Genomic DNA, 12,606 nt, shown 5'->3' with positions numbered 1-12,606 from the left:
AAAAGGAGTTTTTTTATTATATGAAACCAACTACTCTCTCCAAGAAAATGTCGATTGACCATGACCCTTGGGAGGCTTACCTGGATGTTGAGGAGCACGGTGGTATCACGCTTTCCAACATCGAATTCACGACGACGACCCTTTGCAATATGCGGTGTGAACATTGTGCTGTAGGATACACGCTGACGCCGAAGGATCCCGATACCCTGCCTATGGATACAGTCTTTCAGCGACTTGATGAAATTACGACGCTCCGTTCACTTAGTATAACCGGCGGCGAGCCTATGCTTTCAAAAAAATCAGTGGAACATGTCGTACTTCCTCTATTGAAATACGCACATTCAAGAGGTGTACATACACAGATCAATTCAAATCTGACACTCGACCTTGACCGCTACTTATTAATTGCCCCGTATTTGGATGTATTACACATTTCCCATAACTGGGGAACGACGGATGAGTTTATCGATGTCGGATTTGCCAATATGGAAAGAAAGCCGACACGCGAACAGCGTCAGAAGCTGTTTGACCGGATGATTGAAAACAGCCGGGCACTGTCTGAAGCAGGTGTACTCGTATCTGCCGAAACGATGCTGAACAAGAACACACTGCCTTACCTGGAAAAGATCCATCGCCAGGTCATCGATGAGATGAAGTGCGGACGTCATGAGATTCATCCTATGTATCCTTCAGATTTCGCTTCAAGTCTCGAAACATTATCATTGGATGAAACTCGTGTGGCCATTAAAAATATCCTTGAGTTCCGCGATGAAAATGTGTGGATGCTATTCGGTACGCTGCCATTCTATCCTTGCAGTTCATCCGAGGAAGACCGTGAATTGTTAAAGCAGCTGTATGCTGCCAAAAACGTAAGTGTCCGCAACGACCCGGACGGCCGCTCCCGATTGAACGTCAATATCTTTACAGGCGACGTGATCGTGACCGACTTCGGCGATACACCGCCGCTCGGCAATATCACGAATGATTCCCTCCCTGACATCTTTGATAAATGGCAGGAACAGGAGCTTGCGCAGGAATTGAACTGCCACTGCCCGGCAGCACGATGTTTAGGTCCTAACGTATTGGTGAAATCCATGTATTATAAAGATGTCGATTTTTCTAAAAGGAAAGCCCTCATCCATCGTTGATCATATGGCTCAGCTTCGTTTGAAGCTGGGCTCTTTGTTTTAAAAGGAATATATCAGCATTTGAAAGAAACCTTTATCCAACAACAGACCTCATCTGCAGCCCTCTTCATTCCCTTTATTTAAAGCAACAAAAAAAACACCCCGGAACAGGAAATCCGAAGTGTTTTATTTAGTAGACGTTTTGTTGTTGATCTGTGCAGTTTCACGGGCCGATTTCTCAAATGGCTGTTCTCCTAATCCGTAGCGTGTAATTCTTTCAGCATAATACTTTGCTCTCCTTGAACCGAACCAGATTCTCAATCCTGTCGCCAAAACCAAAACAGCTCCAAATATTAACAAATAATCCATGTAAATATCCTCCTTTGTTTAGAGTATTCTGAATATTATAACATATGCCTAGTAAAATTAAAAGATAACTGGCGAGATATTTATATTCCACCATTCGACACACTCTAAACATTTTTCGAAAACATTTAGTAAAGGCCCGTCCCTCGACACGTTAAAGCGTCGAAGTACGGGCCTGACTTTCATCCATTATCTCGGTACTTCGCTTGCCATGAATCCAAAGTGCACGTGATCCTGAATCGGGATCCATGCCCCTACTCCTTGGGATGTAACGTTCTTAACGACAATCGAACGCTTGGTGCCCTTCATTTGCAGGTACACTTCCCCGTACGTCACTTTCCCTTTTTCGTTGATGGCAGGTGCGTAGGCGTATAGATAGCCCAGGCGTTTTGGTGAGATGTTATACACCTGGTTCTTTTTTGTGCCTGCCCCAACGATCGTCTGGAAGGCGAGCGGCAGCTGCGAGTTGTCCATCGCTCTGATCATCATCATTTTTTCGACGTCATCAGCGTGAGGGACTTTTGCCGTCAGACCGCCTTTGACGACTTTTTGTGCTTCTTGAACATAGTGGATCTGGTAGTTTCCTTTACCACCGCGGTTATCATAGTAATTCGTATTGATTTTCTGGTATTCCCAGTTCGGGGATGTTTCGGTTGAAGAGTAATTCAACGGCCAATCCCCTAAATAGATAGTTGCACGTAATCCGATTGTCGGCGCCTTGTTAATGGAAGATTCATTTAGAATGCGGATCAGGTTCGGGTTTTCGATTTTCACATTGGAGGTATCCAAGAGCTCCTGAGTGAATTCGCTCGGCTGCAGATAAGGCTGATCCTGCGTGGAATTCGGGTATGTGTTTTCCTTCGCAATGTTCAGGACGGAATTAGGAATGGATACTTTTGCAGAATCCGCTTCTTTTTTCGGAGCGGGACTTTTTTCAGCATGTGTGCCGGAAGCGGCCACAAAAAATGCGAGAATGAACATAAGAACAGTACGCATTAATTTCATTTAGATAGACTCCTTTCAACTTTAACTTAAGGGTTTGCCCTTAGTTTTTTCCTAGTTGCAGGAGCTTATCCACGAAAAAATAAAATCTCTTAACTGAAAGAATATTTACAAAATTCGATAAATATTTTATAATGAATGTACCTGGAGGGTTGTCAGACACCTTGGAATGCTGACAGTTTTTCATAAGTAATTCCTATTTCCCAAAAAGGCAGCGGGTCCCATTCCGGGACACCGCTGTTTTTTTGCTTAGGAGCGGATATCTATATTCTTGCCGCTGCACGCGATGGCAACCTCGCATTGCACATATTTTCAGCCTTTAAAATAAATCTCAAAAAGACCTCATGAACAATCCTTCCCTACAATAGATAAAACCCGATCCCCATGATAAAGTAAGCTGCCAGCAATGTGAGCCCTTCAAACCAGTTCGTTTCCCCGTCATTCGAAATGACGATCGTGACAAGAACGGCCGATACCATTGCAACAAGCTCGGGCAGGGTAAAGACGAGCGGCATGTTCGTATCGAAGAACAATGAAATGAATACGAGCACCGGTGCCACGAACATGGCAATCTGCAGGGTGGAACCGATTGCAATTTCGACAGCGATGTCCATCTTGTTTTTATATGCCATGATGATGGCGGATGCATGCTCCGCGGCATTCCCGACGATTGCGACGATGATGACACCGATGAACAGCTCACTCCAGCCGAATGCAGTCCCGACCTCTTCAAATGTGTGCACAAGGCTTTCTGATACATACGCAACGGCTGCCGTGGAAGCCGCTAGAATGAGAAGTGCCTTCCCTTTGCCCCATTCAGGCTCTTCTTCATGAGCATGTTCTCCATGACCCTCTTCATGCTGATATACCCCGCGATGCGTGACGAGCTTGAAGAAAAGCGCGAATAAATAAAGTGCAATCAGAATACCTGATACTCCAAGACTCATTGTCATCGTTGCCGCTTCGCCCATATCCTGTGCAAACACTTCCGGAATCACGAACGCGACGATGACCGCGAACATCAGGAGGCCGGAATTATGACGGGCATCGAATACATTGAATTTCTGGCGTTTGAATTTGATTCCCCCGACGAAGAAGGAAAGTCCCGCCACCAGCAGGAGATTTCCTAGGACAGACCCGGTCAGTGACGCCAGCACGACGCCGATCAGACCTGCTTTTAACGCAAAGATAGAAATGATAAGTTCAACTGCATTTCCGAAGGTCGCATTCAATAATCCGCCGATTCGGGGGCCTGAAATCACGGCCAGGCTTTCCGTCGCCCTTCCCATATATCCTGCGAGTGCAATGATTGTCACGCAGTACACGCCAAACATCATGACGGTCGGCCAGTGAAGCAGACTTCCGATAACCGATAACGGAACGCCGGCCATTACGAGAATCAAGAAGATTTTATTCACAGAGCAGTCCTCTTTTCCTAAGAATATTTGTAAGGTCCCTTACTAGTCTATGGAGGGGGAAATTTTTTTTGCCAAGAAACTCATGAATCCACCCAGAAAAGACACATTAATAGATAGAACATTTTCAGGAGGTACTTTTCATGACAAACACGCTGAAAGACAAAGTAACCGAGCTGTTTTCCCATCACAAAGTAGGAACACTCGCTACAATTCGCGACAACAAGCCGTATTCACGCTTCATGATGTTCAACAATGACGATCTTACGCTTTATACAGCCACAAATGAGCACGCCCACAAAGCGGAGGACATCGCACAGAATCCAAATGTCCATATCCTGCTCGGCTACGACCGCGACTCCGATCATGAGCATTATGTAGAGATAGAGGCGAAGGCAACCGTCGAGGAATCGGCCGAACTTAAGCAAAGATTCTGGTCGGAACAGCTCAAGCACTGGATCGTAAGTCCCGAGGACCCTGAATACATGCTGCTGAAACTAAGCCCGGTCACCATCCTCTACTACGAAAAACCAGGCAAAGAACCACAGGAATTGACACTTTAACACAGTGAAGGACGGGCTTTTAACACTTTAATGCAGTCTGGGACGGACCTTTAGCTCATTAACGCGGTCTGGGACGGGCTTTTAGCGCATTAACGCAGTCTGGGACGGGCCTTTGATTTACCAGCTATTACCACCTTATTCCCATATTTCTCAATAAATGAAACCTAAAAAAGACGGGCCTTCAGGGGATAATTCCCTCCTGAAGGCCCGTTCCTCGTCGGCGTCAATGCGTTATTGCCCGATGAGCTCGAAGCTTTCTTCGATTTTGATGGAGTCCTGAACGGATTGGACCATGGAGCAGTTCTTGCGTGTAAGCTTCATGGCTTTTTCGATTTTCTTCTCATCCAGATTCTCACCCTTGATCGTGAAATGCAGTGAAATTTCTTCCACCCGGTTCGCTTCGTCTTCGTTTCGGACAACATCCGCTTTAATATGGATATCATCGAATTCGATACGCATTTTCTCGAGCACCTTTCGCAGGACACCGCCGCTGCAGACAGCCACAGACGAAACGAGCAGCTGGAATGGACGGAATCCATACTCTTCGTTACCGGACACCTCAAGCTTCCCAAATCCCAGATCAGAATAAAATCCGCCTTCTTGCATCTTGAATTCCATTAACCTCATCCTTTCTCTTCAAACCGTGATTTCTCTAAATTTTACTCTATCCGATCCCCATTGCCAAACAATCGATTCCGGGGTAACATCTAATAAGGAAATTTACTAATTTAGGAGTTTTTGCATATGAATCAATCGTTATCATTCCGCTTCTGGGTACTGGTGGCCATCGTAGCGATTTCAGGCTTCTCTCAAGGGATGCTCCTGCCGCTGATCGCAATCATCTTTGAGCAGGACGGCCTCTCCTCCTCCTTGAACGGCCTGAACGCCACCGCCCTCTATATAGGGATTTTACTTGCTTCACCGCTTATGGAAAAACCGCTGCATAAAATCGGCTACAAACCGATGATCATCATCGGCGGAATCGTCGTCGCACTGTCACTCTTTCTTTTTCCATTTTGGAAATCATTCTGGTTCTGGTTTGCGCTTCGTTTATTCATCGGGGTCGGCGACCACATGCTGCACTTCGCCACCCAAACATGGATCACGTCTTTTTCCCCGAAAGAACATCGCGGAAGAAACATTTCGATCTATGGGGTTTCATTCGGAATCGGATTTGCAGTCGGTCCGCTGATGGCACAGCTGATCGAAATCAGCCAGGCGCTGCCGTTCATGATTTCATCATTCTTGAGCCTGCTCGTCTGGAGCTTCGTCTTTAAACTGAAGAACGAATTCCCCGAACAGCAAAATATAGGGAGTGCTTCGTTCCTGGGATCATTCCAGCGTTTCGGGAAAGTCTTTAAATTTGCTTGGGTCGCGCTTCTTCCTCCGCTCGGCTATGGCTTCCTTGAAGCATCGCTTAACGGAAATTTCCCTGTATTCGCCCTTCGAAACGGAATTTCGGTCGAAGCCGTCTCGATCCTGCTTCCCGCATTCGCTGTCGGAAGTATCATTTCGCAAGTACCGCTCGGTGTAATGAGTGACAAATACGGCAGGCAGAACGTCCTTCTCGTCGTCATGATGATTGGATTCCTATGCTTTACCGCAGCTGGATTCGTCTCTGAATCGACGATCGGTTTATTCACCTGCTTCACACTTGCCGGCATGGCGGTCGGATCGACTTTCTCTCTCGGAATCAGTTATATGACCGATCTCCTTCCGAAGGAATTGCTTCCTGCCGGGAATATCATGTGCGGCATCTTCTTCAGCTTCGGAAGCATGATGGGCCCGTTCATCGGCGGAATCGTGATCGAATGGTTTAGCGGACCAAGCTTTTTCTATCTGATCAGCTTGATGATGCTCATGATCTTTGTGAGCCTGCTCACCTTTTCCCTGCAAAGCAGGCGCCGGGAAGTCACACAAAATTAATCTGCACAAAATCCTTTTCTTTCTCATATAGATATGGTACTATCAGATTATAATAATTATAAACTAAGAGATTATTTAAAAAGTCCAACCCAAACACACATAGATTTGCTGTCATCCTTAACAGGTGGCAGCTTTCGTCGTTTTATAGGGATAATGACGTTGATTATTATTCTCAATTAGAAATCCTTATTTTCAGTTACACAAAAGGAGGAGTACCATATGAGCTCACAATCCAAAGCCTTGTCACTCGGAAAACCAAAAGAACAAATCAACTTTCTTGAAAAAATAAAGCCCCATGCTGAATTGATTGCAGCACTAATAAGCGGTGTGTTCATATTACTCGGGTGGATATACTCAAATGGCGACACGGACACCCTTAGTGTCATCTTCTATCTGCTTGCATTCGTCATAGGCGGATTCGCAAAAGCCAAGGAAGGAATCGAAGAAACGATCGAGAACAAGGAACTCAATGTCGAAATGCTGATGATCTTTGCAGCGGTAGGCTCTGCCATCATCGGTTATTGGACGGAAGGCGCTATCCTCATCTTCATCTTCGCAGTCAGTGGAGCGCTTGAAACGTACACAATGAACAAGAGTCAGAAAGAAATCTCCGCGCTGATGGAAATGCAGCCAGAGGAAGCCTGGCTTGTGACTTCCTCTGGCGAAAAGAAAGTCCATGTATCGACCCTTGATATCGGTGACCACATTCTGATTAAGCCTGGTGAGCGCGTACCGACTGACGGAATGGTCGTAAAAGGAACGACTACCATTGACGAAGCCGCGATTTCCGGTGAAGCGGTGCCGGTCACAAAAGCTGCAAACGATGAAGTATTCGCCGGCACTGTCAATATCAACGGTGCCATCACCGTCGAAATGACAAAGCCGAGCAGCGAAACATTATTCCAGAAAATCATCGACCTTGTGCAATCCGCCCAGAGTGAGAAATCACCTTCACAGTTGTTCATCGAACGCTTCGAAGGTACGTATGTCAAGGTGGTCCTTGCCGTGGTCTTCCTGATGATGTTCATCCCTAACTTCCTGCTCGGATGGAGCTGGACGGAGACCTTCTACCGTGCGATGGTAATGCTCGTTGTCGCTTCCCCTTGCGCACTTGTAGCATCGATCATGCCGGCAAGCTTGTCCGCCATCTCAAACGGCGCCCGCCACGGGATCCTTTTTAAAGGAGGCGCACACCTTGAGAATCTGAGCAACCTGAAAGCCATTGCATTTGATAAAACGGGAACATTGACGAAAGGAAAACCTGTCGTGACGGATGTTCTTGTTGGAGAAGAATTTGACGAGGACGAAATCATGACCGTTGTTGCTTCCATTGAGAATCAATCGAATCACCCTCTTGCTCAGGCAATCGTCGGACACGTCCGCAGGGAATTGAAGGTCAGTCTCTTCCAACCGGATTCCTTAGAAGATGTGTCAGGCTGGGGTGTCAAAGCCGTGGTCAACGGTTCTGAATGGAAGATCGGGAAAGCAGAGTTTGTCGGAAAAGATTTGGCTGGAAGCTATATGAACGGAGCATACAGCGGACTCGCATCAGAAGGTAAAACCACGGTTTTCGCCGCTAAAGATGGTGAAATCACTGCGTTGATCGCATTGAAAGACGTTGTTCGCAAGGAAACGATCGAAGCCCTCGAACTGCTGAAAAAAGAAGGTGTCGAAACGATCATGCTCACCGGTGATAACCACAAGACGGCACACGCCGTCGCTGGGGAAGCAGGCGTGACTTCCTTTATTGCTGAATGTCTTCCTGAGACGAAAGTGGAAGAATTGAAGAAACTGAAGAACCATTTCGGAACGGTCGCCATGGTGGGTGACGGAATCAACGACGCCCCTGCTCTCGCAACGGCAAACGTCGGCATCGCGATGGGTGAAGGAACAGACGTTGCCCTTGAAACCGCGGACGTCGTTCTGATGAAAAACGACCTCACCCGTATCGCTGAAGCTATCAAACTATCGAAAAAAATGAAGCGTATCGTCCAGCAGAACGTCATCTTCTCCATCGGCGTCATCATGATCCTGATCGCTTCCAACTTCCTGCAGATCCTCGACCTTCCATATGGAGTCATCGGGCATGAAGGAAGTACGATATTGGTTATATTGAATGGATTGCGTTTGTTGAAGTCTTGAATTTAATTTATCGCACTTAAAAACTCGCCTCTTGCTGGGGCGAGTTTTTCTTTTCATTTTATCGGTTTAGCCTGGAGAAACTGATCCGAAATTCCCTGGCTTAGCTGCCATGATGCTTATCGAGCATTTCTTTTAAAAACTCCTCCGATTTTCCCTTCGGAATACTGAGGCTTTCCCATCGATCATTTTTCACCTGTTTCCCGATATATACGAGCTGTCCCACATGATACGCATAATGAGCCATTTGCCTCTCGATGGCCTCCATCACCAAGTGACGTTCTCCCCGGATGGTTACTGTTTTTAATAAATCTTGCTCAGTCAATCCCGTCAATGTTTCCATAAGTGTTTGCCAGCCCTTTTCCCATACGGTCATCACTTCTGATTTTGAAAATAGATCATTTATGAATTCTTCTTCTCGATTTCGAAAATCCTTCTCTCCGTCCGAAGTCAAAAAGTCCGTCCATCTTGAAATCATATTGCCACTCATGTGCTTCACGATAATCGCTGCACTATTTGACTCGCTGTTATAAGCCCAAAAGATGTCCTCTTCAGATAATTGGTCGATCGTTTTATCTCCCAGACTCTTTACGCTTTTGAATCGTTCCATGACAATTTTTAAATATTCGGATCCAATATTCACACTTTCCCACCTCACTGATCATCATTCTTTTATAGGTATCAAACTATTTAGATTACATCCACTAACTAATATTCAATTTCTGTGTTTGCTTTTCCCCTCTTGTCAGTAGAAATGAAAAGAATAACCCGATGAGAAACAGAGAAAAAGATATAACAAATGTTGCCATTCCAGGATTTTCACTGACGGATTTCCAAAGCGGTTTTCCTTCCCAACTGGTAACCCCTTGTAAGGAGAGCCCTTCTGTTTCATATAAAATAGCCCATATTTGATAAACTTTTGCCAGGATGAAACCAAGCACCAACCCCAGTGTACCTCCAATAATGTAGGTCATCTCTTTCTTTCCCAAATTACTTCCTCCTGTCAAAATGGGATATCGAAGCACTAAAAAACCTGATGGGTATTTTGTTGTAGTGCATTTAACTCGTAAAGGATACCAGCGTCACTGTTTTCACACCACATCTCTTTCACTTTTCCCTTTTCAAAATAAAAAATCATGATACCTGTTTCTTTCACTCTCTGATTGCTGGAAGGAATGTCGAACCATCCTCCCTTATAGGTCATGTAGCCCGTATAACGAACTACTAACTTATTCTCTTGTTCAATTAAATCTTCAATCTCCCATTCATCGTCATGAAAAACGGTTCGGTACCATTCCATAAACTCTTTCATCTTCTCTCTTGTATTGTCGCCATTACGGGAATGATAAACAAAATCGTCTGTTGTCAGCTGGTCCAAAACCTCTAGATTCCCTTTAGTGAAGTATTCTGCAAACCACTTTTCAACTGTTTCTCTTTTATTAACACTAATCATTTGTATTCCGCCTTCCTTATCCTATCCGTTCACCTTTCCCATACCATGAGAAATGGCTATGATTTTATCAATCACCGACTCTACATCATCTTCATCCCTAACCGTAAATAAATAATCCGCTTCCCCTTCCACCGGAGCGGTCACGTCAGACTCTGTATTTTGCCGTACCAGTACTTCTTCAAAAGTAGAAGCACTCCTGAGTATATTTGTACTTCGCGAGCTATTCACAACACGCTCCTCAAGAACCTGTTCAGGCAGATCGAAATAGATCAGGATACTGGCAAAGCCCTTGTGGTGAAAAGATTCCAGCAGTTTCAAGCGCCCAATCCGGCTTCGATTCGAGTTGCAGATAATCAGATGACAGTCCGTCTCATTCACCGCATAATCCACGATTGTTTTAGTGATGGTGTACTTGAACGTGTTCGGCCCCTTTTCAGGCAGCAGATTTCTATAAAAAGTATTGATGAATTCAGCATGGTTATCCTGGTCGATGACCACGGAGTTTTGCAGCTCTTCTTCGAGCCTTTTCGCAAATGTCGACTTCCCGCTATGGGTTTTGCCGACGGTTAAGATGACTAAACGGTTCATCTGTTTGCCTCCATTTTTTAATAGACGCCGGTATATCTATCAATCTAAGATATTCAATAGTTCCTTCCTGCTTCCGTTATTACTGATTTTAAAAGAATCACCATTACCGGATCTTATGGTATGGGTATTCTCCCGGAACTCTCCCCTTCCATAAATTCATCGGTAACGCGGCTAATGTGTTTATCCTTATTTTACCATAACATACACTATTAGGAGGATATTTCTTGCGACAAAAAAGCGCCACGTGCCATTACACGGGGCGCTTTTACACTTTTCTAGACTCCTTTACTCTGAAACGCTCTCCAATCTGCGCAGCCATGCCGTCAAGAGGACAGCCCCACTGACCATCAGGGCCCCGATCCAAGGTGTATGGATCAGTCCGATACCATCCACGATGATGCCTCCGACAAAGGATCCGATGGCAATCCCGACGTTGAATGCCGCAATATTCAGGGCTGAAGCTACGTTAACGGCTGACGGTACATATTTTTCAGCCAGATTCACAACAAGGACCTGAAGACCCGGAACGTTCATGAACGCAAACATTCCCATCAGGAAGATCGCAATCAATCCGGCAATCTTGAATGGTGCCGCAAACGTCAATGCAACAAGAATGACCGCCTGCAGGATGAACATCCAGAATAATGCCTTAAGGGGATTTTTATCAGAGGCTTTCCCTCCGACCACGTTCCCGATTGCAACTGCAATTCCATAAACCAACAGGATGATGCTTACCCATTTTGAACTGAATCCTGTGACATTTTCCAAGAGCGGAGTCAGATACGTAAACGCAACGAACGTCCCGCCATATCCAAGTGCAGTGATGGCGAACGCCAATAATAATTTCCCATTGCTTAAAATCTTCAGTTGTTCACCGAATTTCGCAGGTGGAGATTCTTTTAAGTCCTTCGGTACGAGGATGGAGCTTGCAATGATCCCGATGACTCCGAGAAGTGCCACTCCCCAGAACGTCGCTCTCCAGCCAAACGCTTGTCCGATGAACGTTCCAAGCGGTACACCAGTAACGGTTGCGACCGTCAATCCGGTAAACATGAACGCGATCGCACTCGCCCGTTTATGGGCAGGAACTAAATCCGCAGCAATCGTCGAACCGATGGAAAAGAAGATACCATGTGAAAAGGCCGTGATGAACCGGGCCGTAAGAAGCAGCCCGAAACTCGATGACATCGCAGAAACCGAGTTCCCGGCGATAAATAAAATCATCAGCGACATAAGCAGCGTCTTACGATTCATTTTACTAGTCAAAGCGGTAAGGATCGGAGCACCGATCGCCACTCCGACTGCATATCCGGATATCAATAATCCGGCAAGGGTGATTGATATCGACAGGTCATCCGCAATCGATGACAGCAATCCGACCGGGACAAATTCCGTCGTCCCGATTCCAAAAGCGGAGATCGCGAGCGCCAATAATGCCGGCGTGCCTCCTTTTGTTTTTGAGTGATTCATTGTATGTGCATGAGAACTCATGAGAGAATTCCTCCTTAGTAGTAAAAAATAAACATGTTTCGAACCATAACAGGGCAGTTTGCTGATTCTAAAAGCAGATTTTTGCTATAAATAGCTGAAGAGATTGTTTTACAAGATAATGTGTGTCTCTTAGAAACCCGCCAGAAGGACTTATTATCAAAAAATGGCGTTATATTATCAAAAATAAGATTTTATTATCAAAAACGGGTAGTTTATTATCAAAAATCCAATTTTATTATCAAAAAGCATCAAACTCACTGCCATACAGCTCATCTGCCATCATCTAAACTTCAAAACATAACTGCCGGTAATCACGAAGGCGCCTTTCGCTTTCCCGTGTACCCAACATTATGAAGGGTATGAATCCATAATGGAATTACGCACTTTAAAGTGCTGTAGGAACCCTGAAGTACCATAGGCACTTCAAAGTACCGTATAGGATGATCCGGAAATTTGTCGTACCATCAAGGTACAGTGTCGATTATGCATCCTTCCTGAATATATGGGAAGAACGCACTTTCAAGTGGCATAGGTAA

At 45.4% G+C, this 12,606-nt stretch carries 13 protein-coding genes; 4 read left to right on the top strand and 9 right to left on the bottom strand.

All coding sequences use genetic code 11. From position 1 onward, the window contains the following. Window positions 1-20: 20 nt before the first annotated feature. Window positions 21-1,148 (top strand): radical SAM/CxCxxxxC motif protein YfkAB, encoded by a 1,128-nt coding sequence (yfkAB, locus tag ACXAFV_RS10895; RefSeq protein ID WP_475126448.1) that lies wholly within the window; start codon window positions 21-23, stop codon window positions 1,146-1,148. Between the two features lie 165 nt (window positions 1,149-1,313). Here yfkAB and ACXAFV_RS10890 read toward each other — a convergent pair whose 3' ends face one another. The 3 genes from ACXAFV_RS10890 to cax form a co-directional block, all read right to left on the bottom strand. Continuing rightward, the gene (locus ACXAFV_RS10890; protein WP_475126447.1) at window positions 1,314-1,496 is read right to left on the bottom strand and encodes a hypothetical protein; all 183 of its coding nucleotides are present in this window, start codon (window positions 1,494-1,496) and stop codon (window positions 1,314-1,316) included. A gap of 186 nt (window positions 1,497-1,682) precedes the next feature. Then, complete coding sequence (locus tag ACXAFV_RS10885; protein ID WP_475126445.1) at window positions 1,683-2,498, bottom strand: YfkD family protein; 816 nt, start codon at window positions 2,496-2,498, stop codon at window positions 1,683-1,685. A 356-nt stretch (window positions 2,499-2,854) separates the two neighbouring features. After that, window positions 2,855-3,913, bottom strand: a complete 1,059-nt coding sequence (gene cax, locus ACXAFV_RS10880; protein WP_475126443.1) for a calcium/proton exchanger — start codon at window positions 3,911-3,913, stop codon at window positions 2,855-2,857. Window positions 3,914-4,053: 140 nt separating this feature from the next. On the opposite strand from cax, the gene ACXAFV_RS10875 reads away from it, so the two are divergent. After that, window positions 4,054-4,473, top strand: coding sequence for a pyridoxamine 5'-phosphate oxidase family protein (locus ACXAFV_RS10875; RefSeq protein WP_475126441.1), 420 nt, complete (start codon window positions 4,054-4,056; stop codon window positions 4,471-4,473). A gap of 231 nt (window positions 4,474-4,704) precedes the next feature. Here the strand turns inward: ACXAFV_RS10875 and ACXAFV_RS10870 are convergent, their stop codons facing one another. After that, window positions 4,705-5,091: an OsmC family protein gene (locus tag ACXAFV_RS10870; RefSeq protein ID WP_475126439.1), complete on the bottom strand. Its 387-nt coding sequence runs from the start codon at window positions 5,089-5,091 to the stop codon at window positions 4,705-4,707. Between the two features lie 126 nt (window positions 5,092-5,217). Between ACXAFV_RS10870 and ACXAFV_RS10865 the strand changes: the two genes are divergently transcribed. Continuing rightward, complete coding sequence (locus ACXAFV_RS10865) at window positions 5,218-6,399, top strand: MFS transporter (protein WP_475126438.1); 1,182 nt, start codon at window positions 5,218-5,220, stop codon at window positions 6,397-6,399. 219 nt (window positions 6,400-6,618) lie between these two features. Further along, a complete protein-coding gene (locus ACXAFV_RS10860) occupies window positions 6,619-8,541 on the top strand; it encodes a heavy metal translocating P-type ATPase (RefSeq protein WP_475126436.1) in 1,923 nt (640 codons plus the stop codon). A gap of 100 nt (window positions 8,542-8,641) precedes the next feature. Here the strand turns inward: ACXAFV_RS10860 and ACXAFV_RS10855 are convergent, their stop codons facing one another. The 5 genes from ACXAFV_RS10855 to ACXAFV_RS10835 form a co-directional block, all read right to left on the bottom strand. Next, window positions 8,642-9,181 carry a DUF1572 family protein gene (locus ACXAFV_RS10855; RefSeq protein ID WP_475126435.1) on the bottom strand — a complete coding sequence of 180 codons (540 nt, stop codon included), beginning with the start codon at window positions 9,179-9,181 and terminating at the stop codon, window positions 8,642-8,644. Between the two features lie 61 nt (window positions 9,182-9,242). After that, entirely contained in the window at window positions 9,243-9,527 is a 285-nt protein-coding gene (locus ACXAFV_RS10850; protein WP_475126433.1) for a hypothetical protein, read from the bottom strand. A gap of 35 nt (window positions 9,528-9,562) precedes the next feature. Next, the gene (locus ACXAFV_RS10845; protein WP_475126432.1) at window positions 9,563-9,991 is read right to left on the bottom strand and encodes an ester cyclase; all 429 of its coding nucleotides are present in this window, start codon (window positions 9,989-9,991) and stop codon (window positions 9,563-9,565) included. Window positions 9,992-10,012: 21 nt separating this feature from the next. Further along, window positions 10,013-10,579, bottom strand: a complete 567-nt coding sequence (locus ACXAFV_RS10840) for an ATP-binding protein (RefSeq protein WP_475126430.1) — start codon at window positions 10,577-10,579, stop codon at window positions 10,013-10,015. Window positions 10,580-10,864: 285 nt separating this feature from the next. Further along, window positions 10,865-12,070 (bottom strand): MFS transporter, encoded by a 1,206-nt coding sequence (locus tag ACXAFV_RS10835; protein WP_475126429.1) that lies wholly within the window; start codon window positions 12,068-12,070, stop codon window positions 10,865-10,867. Window positions 12,071-12,606 lie beyond the last annotated feature (536 nt).

This window comes from Rossellomorea sp. ABR4_012, from assembly GCF_056159545.1.
This window is presented reverse-complemented; position numbering and strand designations above follow the sequence as displayed.